The following is a 14,377-nucleotide window of genomic DNA, read 5'->3' as shown; positions in this document are numbered from 1 at the left end:
GGCGACCACGTCGAGGGGCGAGTGGTCGTAGGTCGCCGTCCAGAGGGTGCCGCAGAACTTGTTGACCACCTCCACCGGGCCCTCGACGTCCTCGACCTTGACCTGGCGGGTGAGGTCGTCGGCGAGCACTTCGTAGGCGCCGGCCTCGATGCCGTCGAGGGCCTGGGCGGCGACGCTCTCGGGCGTGGACTTGGGCGCGTCGACGTGGGCGGCCATGTCCGTGTCCACGTAACCGACGTGCAGACCGGTGACCTCGATGCCGCGCGGCTTCAGGTCCAGGCGCAGGGAGTTGGTCTGGGACCACAGGGCCGCCTTGGAGGCGCTGTAGGAGCCGAGGAGGCCGACCCAGGACAGCACGGAGTGGAAGTTCAGGATGTGGCCGCCGCCGTTGCGCTCGATGATGGGAACGAAAGCGCGGGTGACCAGCAGCGGTCCGTAGAAGTTGGTCTCGAACTCGCGGCGGACGTCCTCGATGGGCGAGTCCAGGAAGTTCGCGTTCACGGACGCGCCCGCGTTGTTGATGAGCAGGGTCACATCCTGGGCCTGCGCGGCGGCGGCCGCCACGGAGTCGGGGTCGCTCACCTCGAGGGCCAGCGGCACGGCGTCCGGATGCGTGACGGTGCGCGGGTCCCGGGCGGTGGCGTACACCTTCTTGGCGCCTCGCTCGTAGAGGGCCTCGACCAGCGACTTGCCGATGCCTCGGCTGCCGCCGGTGACCAGGGCGACGGAACCTTCGATGGTGGTCATGGGGGTTCTCCCGACTGTGCGAACACTAGGTAGACGGTCCGACTGGAAACCGATCGGTTTCCATGTCGCGACCACAGTAAACCGATCGGTTTCCAAAGGGCAAGCGGGAGCGCGCGTCATCCCGGAGACGTAGGGCTCGTCCCGGATATCCGGGGTCGCGGATTTTCCCTACTCTCCGGAGTGATGGAGGGGGATCCCATGAAGGCAGTTGTTCAGGACCGGTACGGCTCGGCGGACACGTTGGAGGTCAAGGAGGTCGACCAGCCGGTGCCCGGGGAGGGCGAGGTGCTGGTGCGGGTGCTCGCGGCCTCGGTCAACGCGTACGACTGGCACTTCATGCGCGGCGATCCCAGGATCGCCCGGCTGAGCATGGGTCGCGGGCGGCCGAAGGCGCGGATCAGGGGCCGGGACTTCGCCGGGCGCGTCGAGGCGGTCGGCGGCGCGGTCAAGGGGCTGCGGCCCGGGGACGAGGTGTACGGGGAGGCCGACGGCGCGTTCGCGGAGTTCGTCTGCGCGGCCGACCATTCGGTGGACGTGAAGCCGGCCGGGTTCACCTTCGAGCAGGCGGCCGCGGTGCCGCTCGCGGCGAACACCGCACTCATCGGCCTGCGGGACATCGCGCAGGTCGTGGCGGGTCAGTCGGTGCTGGTGAACGGCGCGTCCGGCGGTGTGGGCACGTTCGCCGTACAGATCGCCAAGTCGTACGGCGCCGAGGTGACCGGCGTGTGCAGCACCCGGAACGTGGACATGGTGCGCTCGCTCGGCGCGGACCACGTCGTCGACTACACGCAGGAGGACTTCACCCGGGCCGGGCGCCGCTACGACGTCGTCCTGGACCTGGTGGGCAACCGCTCACTGACTGACTTCCGGCGCGCCCTCACGCCCACCGGAACGCTCGTCCTGTCCGGCGGGGGCTTCTACGAGGGCGGCAGCCTGTTCGGGCCGATGACGCTCTTCATCAAGGGGCGGCTGACCGCACCCTTCGTCCGGCAGCGGCTGCGCGAACTCCCGGCGAAACAGAGCAAGGCGAACCTGGCGGAGCTGCGCAGGCTCGCCGACTCCGGGCAACTCTCGCCGGTCGTCGAGCGCACGTACCCGCTGAGTGAAGTGCCGGAGGCGATGCGGCACATGGAGGTGGAGCACGCACGCGCGAAGATCGTCATCACGGTGTGAGAAGGCCGCGAGAGGGCCAAGCAAGGGCGCCTGTTCTCCGGCCTTCTCGACCGAACGCGGTGCCTAGTCCTTCGCCTTCGCGTACTCCTGGGCCATCCCGCCCGCGAAGTCGTACACGATGACCTGTTCGTCGCCGATCACCCACGCGTCGTGTCCGGGCGGAATCACGAAGACATCGCCCGGTCCGACCTCGCTCTCACCGCCACCGCCGTCCATGCGGACGCCCATGCGCCCCTGGACGACGTATCCGTTGTGATGGACCTGGCAGCTCTCCGTACCGGCGATGGGCGCCACGGACTCGGACCAGCGCCAGCCGGGTTCGAAGGTGCCCACCGCGAAGTCGAGCCCGGTGAGATGGACCGCTTCCAGGTGGCCGCGCGGGAAATCACGCCGTTCGTCGGGCTTGTCCACCGACTTGACCTCGATCATGACGGCTCCCTTCCGTTCGAACCCGCCCACCACTCCATCGTCGGTCTGTCAAACGGATGGCGCCATTCGAGGGACGGCAGCCCCTCGCCGATCAATGGCCGCACAGCTCCGCGAAGCGGTCCGCGGCGATGTTGCCGCCGGAGACGATCACGCCGACCCTGCGCGGCAGCGCACCCACGCGCCCGCTGAGCAGCGCGGCGAGCGGAGTCGCCCCGCTCGGCTCCACGACGATCTTCAGCCGCTCGAACGCGAACCGCATCGCGTCCCGGATCTCGTCGTCGGACACCAGGGCGATCTCGTCGACGAGCCGCTGGTTCACCGAGAACGTCAGCTCGCCGGGGATGTCCGCGGCCTGGCCGTCGGCGATGGTGCGCGGCACCGGGATGCTGACGCGCCGGCCCGCCGCCAGGGACCGCTTGGTGTCGTCCCCGGCCTCGGGCTCGACGCCGATCATGCGGATCCCCGCGTACAGGCCCTTCGCCGCCGTGGCACTCCCGGCGATCAGCCCACCACCGCCGACCGGCACGACCAGCGCGTCCAACTCCCCCGCCTCCTCAAGGAGTTCGAGCGCGGCGGTGCCCTGCCCCGCCATCACGTGCGGATGCTCGTACGGCGGGATGAGGGCGAGCCCGCGCTCGGCGGCGAGGGCCTCGCCGACGGCGACCCGGTCCTCGGTGTAGCGGTCGTACGTGACGATCTCGGCGCCGTATCCGGCGGTGGCGTCCCGCTTGGAGCGCGGGGTGTCCTCGGGCATCACGATGACGGCGGTGCTGCCGAGCTCCCGGGCCGCCAGGGCGACCGCCTGGGCATGGTTGCCGGAGGAGTAGGCGGCGATGCCGCGGGCCAGCTCCTCCGGAGTGAGCCGGGAGGCCGCGTTGTAGGCGCCGCGGAACTTGAAGGCGCCGATCCGCTGGAAGTTCTCGCACTTGATGTGGACCTCGGCGCCGACCAGCGCGTCCAGGGTGCGGGAGCGGAGCACGGGGGTGCGGTGGGCGATGCCCTTGATCTGCGCGGCGGCGTCACGGACGGCGTCGAGGGTGATCGGCGGGGTGGTGGTCGTCACGCGGGTCCTCCATCGGATTCGGGCGTCGGGGCCGCGGCGGCGCGGGCCTGGGAGAGGTAGCTGTAGGCGGAGGCGCGGGAGATGCCGAGGCGGGCGCCGACCTGCTCGACGGACCGGCGCACCGCGAACACGCCGTGCTCGTCGAGGCCCCGGAACAGTTCGAGCCGTCCGGCGCGGTCCAATCCGGTCCAGGACCGGTGCTGTCCGGCGAGGTGGGTGTCGAGGATGGCGTCCACGACGGAGTCGACGTCGTTGCCGAAGGTGGTGACCGGCGCCTCGGCGGTGCCCCGGCCGAGGCCGGCCAGCGCGCCGAGCAGCGCGTGGGCCTCTCCCACGGCGGTCACGTCCACGTTGACGCACAGCGCGCCGAAGACCGCGCCCGTGGAGTCCCGCAGGACCATCGTGGACGACTTGACCAGTCGGCCGGTCGGGGTGCGGGTGACGTAGTTGAGGTCGTCGGCCGCCGCGTCGCCACGGGCGACGATCCGCAGGCCGATCTCGCTCATCGCCCCACCCACGGCCCGTCCGGTGACCGAGCCGGCGAGGGCGACGACGGACTTCTCCGGCTGCCGGTAGTCATGCAGGACCACTTCGCACATCGGCCCGAAGGTCGCCACGAGGCCGTCGACGACGGGTCCGAGGGCGGCGATGATCGCGTCGCGCTCGGCGGTGAGCGCGGGTGCGGGTGTGGGTGTGGGCGTGTATGCGGGTGCCTCGTCGGCGTCCATGGCCTGTCCCCCGTTCTTCCCCGGTCCGGTGATGCGGTGGCTCCGGCGTTCAGTGCCACATCAGAACCCTAGACTACACGTCCAATCTCTGGACTTTAAGTCCAGATGCCATCCACAGTCCCTCCGCGCACGGACGCCGTCCATCTACGACACCGAGTCGTGCGTCGCCGCGTGCAGCAGCGCCTCCCTCGCCGCGTGCCGGTCGCCGACCGTCTCCCACCAGGTGTGCGTGTGCATCTCCTCGGCCAGCCGGCGACACCGCTCGCGCGCGTCCGACAGCCGCTCCCGCTGCTCGCCGGTGATCTCGGCCCGTCCCGCCGCCACATCGGCGCCGCTCGGCAGGTGCGAGGCGATGTCCTGGCAGTGGGCCAGCGCCCTGGTGAAGGTGCGCCGGGCGGCGACCAGGTCGCCGGGTATGACGAACTCGCCCACGGTGAACGGCCGGGAGAACTCCCAGGACGGCGGTTCCGTGTGCCACAGCGAGGCGTCGAGCGGCCGTTCGTCGTCACGCGCCCGAGCGAGCTCCGCGCGGACATCCGCCTCCGTGCCGTCCTCGGCGCCGGGGACGAGCGGTCGGCGTACGGGATCCGCCGTTCCTCCCCGGCGTTGCGTCGGCACCCCCGGCAGGGGTTCCGGGCGGCCTTCGAGGAACTCCTCCTTGTCTGCCGGGGTGACCCACATGTGCCAGCCGCGGCGGCCTGCCGGGTGGGGCAGGTAGAGCGAGACGAGTTCGCCGGTGGCCGTGCGCCGGATGACGTCGTCGTAGTAGAGACCGCGTACCGGTTCCCACAGCCCGTGCCGGCCGCCGCACCTGCTGGTGCCCTGGCGTGGGCACGGGACCGGGTTGGTCCAGTCGCAGCGGGACATCTGCAGGTGCTTGATGCCGCCGCGCACCGGCAGGGCGGCGCGGTCGGTCACGTCTCGCCAGCTCTGTACATTCAGCCGGGCCCAGGGGGCTCGGTCGATGGGGATCGCGTTCTCGTTGTTGACGAGCCACAGCGGGGTGAGCCCGGCCTCGCGCGCGCCGCGGGTGCGCTCGTCGACGGATCCGCCCGCTATCGCCGAGAGCTGGATCTCGTAGCCGAACCGCCGGCTGTCGGTGCCCTCCACGGTCACGTCGGTGCGCTGCTTCCCGCGCCGGGCGCCGTCCGGGCGCGTGACCCGGAATCCCTCTCCCCCGGCGACCTGCGCGGTGTATTCCTCAAGTGCCTTGTGGAGATCGCTCTCGGCCTTCGTCTCGGGGCGCTCGCCCTTGGCCACATGCATCCCGTGCGGACGGCCGTCGACCTTGCGGATCGCCATGAAACCGGGGCAGATGAAGCCCTCGTCCTCATGGGCTTCCAGGCAGTACAGAAGATCCGGCTGGTAATTGCCGTAGATCTCGTCGAGCAGCCCCGGGTATTCCGGGTGCCCGAGATCGGCCTCGGTGAGGTCGAGCGTGATTCCGAGGCCCCTGTGCCAGACGCTGTAGGTCATGCTTCGAGCGTAGGACGCGGCACTGACAACGGGGTTCGGGCGGCCGGGCGGGAAGGGGCCACGGAATTGCGTTCGTTGATATAACGGGAATCGCCGGGCGAGAGCAGGGCGGCTCGCGTCCGGCATGTCCCGAGCGAGCGAGGACGTAATGCTCCGTATTCATTTCACCCCCCACGACCTGCAGAGCATCCGGATCCTGCGGCGCCCGGACCCGCTGTGGGAGCTCGTCTGCAGTATGTGTCGGCTGAAGACCGGACAGGGGCCGCTGGAATTCGGTCAGTGGCGTCGTTCGGCACGTTCGAGAATCGCCGCCGAACCGGCGTTGAGAGAGGCCCTCCAACCGCTGCGGTCACTGATCCCCAGCGTGGGCTACATCCCCGATTTCCTCACTCCGCCGATCTCCGGCGCGGAGTTGACCGCAGGCCTCGACGAGGTGCGCGCCACTCCGCGCCGACGGGTGGTGCGCGAGCTGACGCGGCTGAGCGGGACCCGTTCGCTGCCCGGCTGGACCACCGGGCTCGGCCGCCCCGGCGACGGCGGACTCACCGCCCTCACGCACGCGTTGGGGGTCTATTTCCGCACCCTGGTCGAGCCGCACTGGTCCCAGGTGCGCGCGATGGTCGGCGACGACCTCGACCGGCGCACCCAGACGCTCCTGGACGGCGGCACCGTCGCGCTGCTCAACGGGTTGCATCCGCATGCGCGTTGGCACTCCCCGGTCCTTGAAGTGGACTACCCCGTGGACCGCGACCTGCATCTCGAAGGGCGCGGGCTGCTGCTGGTCCCCTCGTACTTCTGCTGGGGCAGGCCGACCGCGCTGGCCGACCCGGAGCTGGCGCCCGTGCTGGTCTACCCGGTGTCGAAGACCCCGCTGGACGTCTCCCTGCGGACCGGGGAGGCTCTCGTACGGCTGCTGGGACGCACGCGTGCCGCGGTCCTGGCCGACGTGGCCGAGCGGGAGGGCCGGACCACCTCCGAGGTCGCCGAAGCGGTGGGCCTCTCCCTGCCGAGCGTCAGCCAGCAGCTCGGCGTGCTGCGCGAGGGCGGCCTGGTCGACAGCCGGCGCGCGGGCAAGTACGTCCTGCACTCGGCGACTCCGCTGGGGCTGCGGCTGCTCGACGCGGGGTGAAATCGCCCTCCACGCGCGCGTGATGCGTGCGCCTGCCGCCCACGCGTGCGTGGGTCCTGTACCGCCCACGCGTGCGTGGGTCCTGTACCGCCCACGCGCGCGTGCTGAACCCTCCCGCACCCCGCCCGGGCGGTCAGTCGACGCTCGTCCAGCGGGAGGAGTCCGCGGCGCTGCGTTCGACGGCCCGCATCACGTACTGGACCTGGAGGCCGTCGGCAAAGGACGGGCTCGGGTGGCTTCCGTCCTCCGCAAGCGCCGTCACGAAGTCGTGGACCTGGTGGACGAACGCGTGCTCGTAGCCCAGGCCGTGCCCGGGCGGCCACCAGGCGCTCAGGTACGGGTGTTCAGGATCCGTCTCCAGGATCCGGCGGAATCCCGCCTCCGTCTCCGGATCGGTGGCGTCGTACAGCTGGAGCTCGTTCATCGCCTCGAAGTCGAAGGCGAGCGACCCCCGTGAGCCGTTGACCTCTATCCGCATAGCGTTCTTGCGTCCCGTGGCGAAGCGCGTCGCCTCGACCACGACGAGGGCGCCCCCTTCCAGTCGGCCGGTGAACGCGGTCGCGTCGTCGACGGTCACCTGTCCGCGCTGTTCCCCGGCGCTCGCCGACAGCCCGCTGGACTCCGTCGGCAGCGGGCGCTCGGTGACGAACGTGGCCTGTACCGCCGACACCCCGGTGAGCCGCTCGCCGGTCAGGTGCTGGAGGAGGTCGATGACATGCGAGCCGAGATCCCCCAGCGCGCCGGACCCGGCCCGCTCCTTCCGCAACCGCCACACCAGCGGGAACTCGGGGTCGACGATCCAGTCCTGGAGGTACTGGGCTCTGACGTGCCGCACCTCGCCGATCACGCCCTCGGCGATCAGCCACGCGGCGTGGGCCAGTGCGGGCACCCGCCGGTTGTTGAAACCGACCATCGACCGGACGCCCGCCTCGGCGGCGACCTGAGCGGCGGCGGCCATCTGCTCGGCCTCCTCCACCGTGTTGGCGAGGGGCTTCTCGCACAACACGTGTTTGCCGGCGGCCAGGGCGGCGACCGCGATGTCGGCGTGCGAGTCGCCGGGGGTGCAGATGTCGACGACGTCCACGTCGTCGCGGCGCACCACCTGCCGCCAGTCGGCCTCCCAGTCGCCCCACCCCAGCCGCTCGGCGGCCCGTGCCGTGTTCTTCGGATCACGGCCGCAGATGACGGTCATGTCGACGTCGAAGGGCAGGTCGAACACGCGGGGAGCGGTGCGCCAGGCCTGGGAGTGCACGGCTCCCATGAACGAGTGGCCGATCATCGCCACCCCGAGGCGGGGGCGGCCGGACACGGGGTCGGGCGAAGGGCGGGGCACGGGATCTCCGTATCGGTAGGGCGTCAGGCGGAGGTGGGTGCGGGCGGTGCCTGGTGCGGGGCGAGGGCGGCGCGGACCGACGGCCAACCGGCAAGAGCAGCGCGTACGTCGGGGCGTCTCTCCTCGCGCAGGGCCGTCGCGTACGCCTGGTCGAGGACGTCGTCGACGAGCACGGGCCGGCCGGTCCTGGCCGACTCCACCGCGGCCTCGACCATCGCCAGGCTCATGGTGTTCTCGTGCACCTCGCCCATGGGCACGCTGCCGGTCCGCAGCGACTCGACGAAGACCCGCAGCGCTCCGGCGATGTCGGAGTACGGGGAGCGGGGCCGCTCGGCGGGTTGGACATCGGCGACGAGCACGGGCTCGGTGTCGCCGTCCCACTGCGCCGAGCCCTTCTCGCCACTCGCCCGCCACGTACCGTTCCACGAGGTCTCGGCGCCCGGACTGCACCAACTGCCGTTGTACGCATAGCGCGCACCGCCCTCCATCTCGAAGACGGCGCTCGCGGCGGCGTCGCCGGCGTACCAGCTCCACGGCGGGTTGTACGCCTGGCAGTAGGCGGAGACCGGGTCCGCGCCGAGCAGGAAACGGGCCGAGTCGAAGGCGTGGATCGCCATGTCGATCAGCAGCGGGTACGCCATCTCCTCACGGAAGCCGCCCATGTGCGGAGCCTTGAAGAACTCGGTCGTCAGCGTGCCGATCGCCCCGAGTTCTCCCAACATCCCGCGCAGGGCGAAGAGTTGGGGGTTCCAGCGCCGGGACTGGCTCACCATGAACAGCTCGCCGCTCACCTCGGCCGCGGCGGCGAGGGACAGGGCGTGGGCCAGGGTGTCGGCGATCGGCTTCTCGCCGAGGACAGGCAGCCCGGCGAACAACGCCGCGGTGGTGACGGGGTGGTGGGCCACCGGAACCGTCACGTTGACGACCGCCTGAGCGCCGGTGTCGGCCGCGAGCGCGACCGCGTCGGCGCCGACCGGGAGGTCCGGCAGGCCCAGACCGGCGGCGGACCGATGGGCCGCGTCCAGGTCGAGGTCGACGATGCCCACGAGCTCTGCCTCAGGTGCGGCCATGAGGGTGGTCAGCCACTGCTGTCCCATGGAGCCGGCACCGACCACGACCACGCGCAGGGGGTTGTCGGGCCCGCAGGGGATGGTCCGGTGGGTCATCGAAGCGGCCCCGAGTAGTCCACGCCGTTGAAGAAGTCGTCGGTGTCGTAGCGCAGCAGCACCGGGTGGCTGCGCTCGGGCCGGTCCGTGCGCGCCCATTGGACGCCGTTGGCGATCACCCTGCGGATGTCCTTGTTGTGGTAGACGGGGTAGTCCTGGTCGCCAGGGCTGAAGTAGAAGATCCGGCCGTGGCCGCGGCGGAACGTGCAGCCGCTGCGGAACACCTCGCCGCCCGTGAACGAGCTGACGAACACCAACTCGTCCGGGACCGGGATGTCGAAGAACTCCCCGTACATCTCGTCCTCGTCGACGACGAGCGGATGCGGAACTCCCTTGGCGATGGGGTGAGTCGGGTTCACCGTCCACACCAGCTCGCGGTCGTGCTCGTTGCGCCAGCGCAGGGTGCAGCTGGTGCCCATGAGCTTGACGAAGATCTTCGACCAGTGGCCGGAGTGCAGGACCACGAGGCCCATGCCGGACAGGACGTGCCGGTGCACCCGTTCCACGACCTCGTCGGACACCTCGGCGTGGGCCGCGTGTCCCCACCAGGTGAGGACGTCGGTCGAGGCCAACACCTCCTCGGTCAGGCCGTGTTCGGGGTCGTCGAGTGTGGCGGTGCGGACGGTGCAGGCGTCGCCGAGGTTCTCCTTGATGCCCTCGGCGATCGTGGTGTGCATGCCCTGCGGGTAGATCTTGGCCACGTGCTCCTCGATCTTCTCGTGGCGGTTCTCCCCCCACACGGTCACGCGGATCGGGGCCGGGGGCGGTGCGGAAGACGTGGTCACAGGGGTGTTCTGCCTTTCTCCGAAGTCGCCCTGGGGGCGGGTCATTTGACGGCTCCGCCGGTCACGCCGGTGGCGATGTAGCGCTGTGCCACCAGGAGCAGCACGAGAGCCGGGACGGAGGCGAGGGTCGCGGTGGCCATCACCGCGTTCCAGTCGCTGACGTGGGCGCCGAGGTACTGGTAGAGGCCGAGGGTGACGGGGCGGACGTCCTCGGTCGTCGTCAGGGTCAGCGCGAAGAGGAAGTCGCTCCAGGTGAACAGGAACGTGAACAGCCCTGCGGTGATAAGGGCGTTCCTGCTCATCGGCAGGACGATCGAGACGAACGCCCTGACTCTGCCCGCCCCGTCGACCCGGGCCGCCTCGATCACCGAGGAGGGGATGTTGCCCATGAAGGCCCGCAGGATCAGGATCGCGAACGGGATGCCCGCGGTGGAGTCGGCCAGGACCAGGCCGGGGATCGAGTTGAGCAGCCCGAGATCGTTGTACGCGCTGTAGAGGGCGTTGGCCACGACGATGCCCGGGACCATCTGGCTGATCAGGATCCCGAACAGCACCGGGCCGACCCAGCGCGCGTTGACATGGGCGAGCGCGTACGCGGCCGGGCTGGCGATGATCAGGCTGAACACCACGCTGCCCACCGCGACGATCAGGCTGGTCAGGAGGTTGGAACCCTGCTGGCTCAGCGCGGTGGAGTACCCGTCGAAGTTCAGGTGGGTCGGGAACCAGGGCGTGCTCACTGCGGTGTTGGCCGGCTGGAGGGAGACGTTGACCATCCAGTAGACCGGGAACAGCATCACGGCCAGGATCAGTGCGCCGATCGCGGTGTATCCCCAGGGCCGCCGGGAGCGGCGCCGGTGGACGGGTGCGGGCGTGACCGGTCGGACCGGTGTGTGCGTCACAGTTGCCATGACGGCCTCACTGCTCGACGGCGCGACGGTTCGCGCGCAGGTAGAGGACGGCGAAGACCAGCGAGATGACGATGAGAATGTTGCCGAGCGCGGCACCCTGTCCGAAGTCGAACTGCTGGAAGGAGAGTTGGTAGGACTGGCTGGCGATGGTCTGCGTCGCGTTCGCCGGACCGCCGTTGGTGAGCCCGAGGATGACGTCCAGCACCTTGACCGTATAGACCACCCCGAGCACGAGCACCACGCTCACCACGGGACGCAGCAGCGGCCAGGTCACGTGCCGGAACGCCCGCCAGCCCGTGGCACCGTCCAGGGCCGCCGCCTCGTACAACTCCTCGGGGATGTCCTGGAGTCCGCCGTACAGGATCGCGACGTTGAACGGGATCCCGATCCAGATGTTGACCACGATCACCGCGAACAGCGCCAGCGAGGTGCTGGTCAGCCAGCCGGGGCGGTCCTGTACGAGATGGAGGGCGCCGAGGAAGCGGTTGAGGACGCCGTTGTCCTGGTCGAGGATCCAGCGCCACACCGCGCTGGAGACGATCAGCGGCACCAGCCACGGCAACAGCAGCAGGGAGCGCAGTACGCCGTTCAGCGGGAACCTGCGGCGGAAGAACAGGGCGATGGCCAGGCCGGTGAGGAACTGCCCCGCGATCGAACCCACCGTGAACAGCAGCGTGTTGAGGAGCGCCTTGTCGAAGACGGAGGACGAGATGACGGCCCGGTAGTTGGCGAGGCCGACCCAGGGTGCCTGGCCGGTGTAGAAGGTGGTCGTCGTGTAGTGCTGGAACCCCATGACGACGTTCTTCACGACCGGGTAGCCGAAGAAGGCGACCATGTAGGCCACGGCGGGCAGCAGGAACAGCAGGTGGGACTGGCCCCGTCGACCGCGATTCCGCAGCTTCCCGAGTCTCCGGCCCGCCGGGGCACTGTCCGTGGCCGGCACCGCGTGCTCCTTGGCCCGCACCGCGCGGCGCAGTACGTCAGCCATCCTGGGCCTGCTTCAGCGCCTTCGTCGGAGTCGCCCCCTGGGTGAGCGCGGTCTGTATCGCGGTGTAGATCTTGGTGGCCGCCTTGGGCCAGTCCTTGCCCAACTCACCTGTGCGGGCACGGGCGTTGCGCACCTGGTCGGTGAACGCCTTCATCCTGGGCTGTTCGGCGGCGAACTTGTCCATCAGTGCGGTCTTGGTCGGCACGGTCTGGCGCTGTTCGGCGAGCGCCAGCTGGTTCTTGTCGGAGTTGAGGCACGCGACGACCTTGGCCGCCTTGTCCTGGCGCTGCGCGTTGCCGGTCTGCGGGATGGTCCAGGTCTCACCGCCCAACGGGACGACGGGAGTTCCGCCGGCCTTGGGCACGGGGATCTGGACGACGTCGTAGTGCAGGCTCGTCTTCTTGTCCAGGACCGGGAACTGCCAGGGGCCGTTGATCATCATGGCCGCGTTGCCCGCCGCGAACTGGTCGTTGGCGTCGGCCTGGGCCCAGCTGACCACGGACTTGGAGGCCGAGCCGCTCTTGACCAGGTCCACCCAGAGCTGAAGTGCCTGCGCCGTCTGGGGAGTTGCTATGTCCTTCTCGTCGCCGCCGTTGGACCACATGAAGGGCAGGAACTGCCAGGTGCCCTCGTAGGTGGCCGGTGCAGCGAAGGCGATGCCGTACCGCTTGCCCGAAGTGAGCTTCTTGGCGGCCGACTTGAGCTCGGCCCAGGTGGTGGGCGGCTTGACCCCCGCCTTGTCGAGCATGTCCTTGTTGTAGAAGAGGCCGATCGTGTTGGTGACCGGTTGCAGGCCGTAGAGCTTGCCCTGGTAGGTCGAGGCGTCGACCACGCCCTCGGCGTATCCGTCCGCCTTCAGGCCGAAGTCGCTGAGCGGGGCGAGGGCGCCGCTGGCGGCGATCTGCTGCAGGTCGGGATTGTCGAGCATCAGGACGTCGGGCAGGGTCCGCGACGAGGCCTGCTGCAGCACCTTGGGTATCAGGGACGGCCCGGCCACGGCCTCCCGCTTGATCGTCACGCCGTTCTGCTTCCCGCACGCGTCCAGGACCTTCGCGTAGATCCCCTTGTCGGGCTGATCGGCGTAGTAGTCCATCACCCGCAGTGTGTCGGCGCCGCCGGACGATCCGCTGTTCGAGCCGCAGGCGCTCAGGGCGAGCGGCGCCATGAGCGCGAGGGTCACGGTCAGTGTCGTTCTGCTGAGGATCGCTCGTCGTTGAGCCATGTTCGTTCTCTCCTCGGTCGGCGCTGTCTCGGGCGGACCGCGCGGGGGTGTCGATGCGTATCGACAGCAATGACGCGTCATCCCCCTTGAGCCGGAACAGTGGGGATCAGCGGGCGGGCAGGCTGGTCCGACGCAGGGTCAGACGTGGGGTGACGAGTTCGACGGTCGAAGCGGTGGGCACGCTCTCGCGGTTCAGCAGCCGGAACAGGATCCGCATCGCGCGGCGCGAGACGTCCCTGGGTTCCAGCGAGAGGTTGGTGACGGGGGGTGTGGAGGTCTCGGCCGTCCGGTCCGTGCACAGTCCGATGACGGACAGGTCGCGGCCCGGGACCAGACCGCGGTCCAGCAGGCTCTGCAGGGTCGGCTGGATCAACTGCGGGTCGGGGACGACGAGTCCGAGCCGCTCTCCCCCGCCGGACGCCTGTTCCGCGAGCGCCTCGTCCAGGGCGGCCTCGGCCCCGGCCCGGCTGGTGTCCGGCGGGCTGACCTCGGCGTAGGCGATGCCGTGCGCGGCGGCCGCGTCCTCGGCTCCGCGCAGGAAGCGGCGGACGAAGTTGACGTCACGCTCCATCACGTCACGCGGGTAGCCGAGCAGGACGACGCGGTCGTGCGCGGATGCGGCCAGCTCGTCCACCGCCATGCGTCCGGCCAGGGTGTAGTCCAGGTCGACGCAGTACAGGCCCGCGGGGTCGTCCGGCACGCCGATCAGGATGACCGGCACGCTCAGGCCTGCCGCCACGGGGATACGCGGGTCCTTGGACCCGACCTCCATCAGTACGATCGCGTCGCACAGGGACTGGTCGCTGAGCCGGGTGAGGCCCTCGGCGCCCTCGTCCTCGGTGGCCAGGATGACGTTGTGGTCCTCTTCCCGGGCGCACTTGGTGATCGTCTCGATGAAGGGCAGCACCCCCGTCATGTCCGCTCCGGGCGCGAACGGCACGACCAGGCCGATGACTTGGCTGCGCTGACTCGCCAACGCCCGCGCACCGGCGTTGGGTTGGAACCCCAACGTCTCGATCGCCTCCTCGACCCGACGCCGGGTCTCGGGGGATATCGAGCGGCGCCCGCTCATGACGTAGGAGACCGTGCTCTGGGAGACGCCCGCCAACCGCGCCACATCCCGACTCGTGACCACGCGGAGCACCTCCCTCGGATCCCTCGGTGTCGATCGCACTGTCGATGCGTATCGATTGACTGGGACGAGACTGTAGGGAGGGGCCGCGAACGACG

General features: G+C 70.1%; 14 protein-coding genes. 2 read left to right on the top strand and 12 right to left on the bottom strand.

The genetic code is table 11. The features are described 5' to 3' along the window. Positions 1-747: SDR family oxidoreductase (locus ACWDR3_RS27805; RefSeq protein ID WP_450355307.1), on the bottom strand; the 747-nt coding region annotated here is incomplete at its 3' end. A 198-nt stretch (positions 748-945) separates the two neighbouring features. Here ACWDR3_RS27805 and ACWDR3_RS27800 point away from each other — a divergent pair. Further along, positions 946-1,920, top strand: a complete 975-nt coding sequence (locus ACWDR3_RS27800) for an NAD(P)-dependent alcohol dehydrogenase (RefSeq protein ID WP_450355306.1) — start codon at positions 946-948, stop codon at positions 1,918-1,920. Between the two features lie 63 nt (positions 1,921-1,983). Here ACWDR3_RS27800 and ACWDR3_RS27795 read toward each other — a convergent pair whose 3' ends face one another. The 4 genes from ACWDR3_RS27795 to ACWDR3_RS27780 all read right to left on the bottom strand — a co-directional run bounded on the left by ACWDR3_RS27795 (position 1,984) and on the right by ACWDR3_RS27780 (position 5,616). Further along, positions 1,984-2,349 carry a cupin domain-containing protein gene (locus ACWDR3_RS27795; RefSeq protein ID WP_450355305.1) on the bottom strand — a complete coding sequence of 122 codons (366 nt, stop codon included), beginning with the start codon at positions 2,347-2,349 and terminating at the stop codon, positions 1,984-1,986. A 91-nt stretch (positions 2,350-2,440) separates the two neighbouring features. After that, positions 2,441-3,412: a pyridoxal-phosphate dependent enzyme gene (locus ACWDR3_RS27790; protein WP_450355304.1), complete on the bottom strand. Its 972-nt coding sequence runs from the start codon at positions 3,410-3,412 to the stop codon at positions 2,441-2,443. After that, positions 3,409-4,140: a helix-turn-helix transcriptional regulator gene (locus ACWDR3_RS27785; protein WP_450355303.1), complete on the bottom strand. Its 732-nt coding sequence runs from the start codon at positions 4,138-4,140 to the stop codon at positions 3,409-3,411. Before ACWDR3_RS27785 ends, ACWDR3_RS27790 begins: the two co-directional genes overlap by 4 nt. Positions 4,141-4,284: 144 nt before the next feature. Continuing rightward, positions 4,285-5,616: a competence protein CoiA family protein gene (locus ACWDR3_RS27780; RefSeq protein WP_450355302.1), complete on the bottom strand. Its 1,332-nt coding sequence runs from the start codon at positions 5,614-5,616 to the stop codon at positions 4,285-4,287. Positions 5,617-5,764: 148 nt separating this feature from the next. Between ACWDR3_RS27780 and ACWDR3_RS27775 the strand changes: the two genes are divergently transcribed. Beyond that, the gene (locus ACWDR3_RS27775) at positions 5,765-6,745 is read left to right on the top strand and encodes an ArsR/SmtB family transcription factor (RefSeq protein ID WP_450355301.1); all 981 of its coding nucleotides are present in this window, start codon (positions 5,765-5,767) and stop codon (positions 6,743-6,745) included. Between the two features lie 133 nt (positions 6,746-6,878). On the opposite strand, the gene ACWDR3_RS27770 is transcribed toward ACWDR3_RS27775, so the two are convergent. The 7 genes from ACWDR3_RS27770 to ACWDR3_RS27740 form a co-directional block, all read right to left on the bottom strand. Continuing rightward, positions 6,879-8,024, bottom strand: a complete 1,146-nt coding sequence (locus tag ACWDR3_RS27770; RefSeq protein ID WP_450355308.1) for a Gfo/Idh/MocA family protein — start codon at positions 8,022-8,024, stop codon at positions 6,879-6,881. A 77-nt stretch (positions 8,025-8,101) separates the two neighbouring features. Further along, positions 8,102-9,244 carry a Gfo/Idh/MocA family protein gene (locus ACWDR3_RS27765; RefSeq protein WP_450355300.1) on the bottom strand — a complete coding sequence of 381 codons (1,143 nt, stop codon included), beginning with the start codon at positions 9,242-9,244 and terminating at the stop codon, positions 8,102-8,104. Continuing rightward, the gene (locus ACWDR3_RS27760) at positions 9,241-10,029 is read right to left on the bottom strand and encodes a ThuA domain-containing protein (RefSeq protein ID WP_450355299.1); all 789 of its coding nucleotides are present in this window, start codon (positions 10,027-10,029) and stop codon (positions 9,241-9,243) included. The genes ACWDR3_RS27765 and ACWDR3_RS27760 overlap by 4 nt, the downstream gene beginning before the upstream one ends. 41 nt (positions 10,030-10,070) lie before the next feature. After that, a complete protein-coding gene (locus ACWDR3_RS27755; RefSeq protein ID WP_450355298.1) occupies positions 10,071-10,937 on the bottom strand; it encodes a carbohydrate ABC transporter permease in 867 nt (288 codons plus the stop codon). A 7-nt stretch (positions 10,938-10,944) separates the two neighbouring features. Further along, a complete protein-coding gene (locus ACWDR3_RS27750; protein ID WP_450355297.1) occupies positions 10,945-11,925 on the bottom strand; it encodes a carbohydrate ABC transporter permease in 981 nt (326 codons plus the stop codon). Next, positions 11,918-13,147, bottom strand: a complete 1,230-nt coding sequence (locus ACWDR3_RS27745; protein ID WP_450355296.1) for a sugar ABC transporter substrate-binding protein — start codon at positions 13,145-13,147, stop codon at positions 11,918-11,920. The genes ACWDR3_RS27750 and ACWDR3_RS27745 overlap by 8 nt, the downstream gene beginning before the upstream one ends. Positions 13,148-13,253: 106 nt before the next feature. Then, positions 13,254-14,282: a LacI family DNA-binding transcriptional regulator gene (locus tag ACWDR3_RS27740; RefSeq protein WP_450355295.1), complete on the bottom strand. Its 1,029-nt coding sequence runs from the start codon at positions 14,280-14,282 to the stop codon at positions 13,254-13,256. Positions 14,283-14,377: the final 95 nt, after the last annotated feature.

It is taken from the genome of Streptomyces sp. NPDC001002 (assembly GCF_053599215.1).
Note: the sequence above shows the minus strand (reverse complement) of the source record. Positions and strands in the feature narration are given on the sequence as shown.

Excerpts from the sequence above, each read along its gene's own strand:
- ACWDR3_RS27775 (WP_450355301.1), top strand. The coding sequence starts at position 5,765 with ATGCTCCGTATTCATTTCACCCCCCACGACCTGCAGAGCATCCGGATC.
- ACWDR3_RS27750 (WP_450355297.1), bottom strand. The coding sequence starts at position 11,925 with ATGGCTGACGTACTGCGCCGCGCGGTGCGGGCCAAGGAGCACGCGGTG.
- ACWDR3_RS27765 (WP_450355300.1), bottom strand. The coding sequence starts at position 9,244 with ATGACCCACCGGACCATCCCCTGCGGGCCCGACAACCCCCTGCGCGTG.
- ACWDR3_RS27745 (WP_450355296.1), bottom strand. The coding sequence starts at position 13,147 with ATGGCTCAACGACGAGCGATCCTCAGCAGAACGACACTGACCGTGACC.
- ACWDR3_RS27755 (WP_450355298.1), bottom strand. The coding sequence starts at position 10,937 with ATGGCAACTGTGACGCACACACCGGTCCGACCGGTCACGCCCGCACCC.
- ACWDR3_RS27795 (WP_450355305.1), bottom strand. The coding sequence starts at position 2,349 with ATGATCGAGGTCAAGTCGGTGGACAAGCCCGACGAACGGCGTGATTTC.
- ACWDR3_RS27780 (WP_450355302.1), bottom strand. The coding sequence starts at position 5,616 with ATGACCTACAGCGTCTGGCACAGGGGCCTCGGAATCACGCTCGACCTC.
- ACWDR3_RS27800 (WP_450355306.1), top strand. The coding sequence starts at position 946 with ATGAAGGCAGTTGTTCAGGACCGGTACGGCTCGGCGGACACGTTGGAG.
- ACWDR3_RS27770 (WP_450355308.1), bottom strand. The coding sequence starts at position 8,024 with ATGATCGGCCACTCGTTCATGGGAGCCGTGCACTCCCAGGCCTGGCGC.
- ACWDR3_RS27785 (WP_450355303.1), bottom strand. The coding sequence starts at position 4,140 with ATGGACGCCGACGAGGCACCCGCATACACGCCCACACCCACACCCGCA.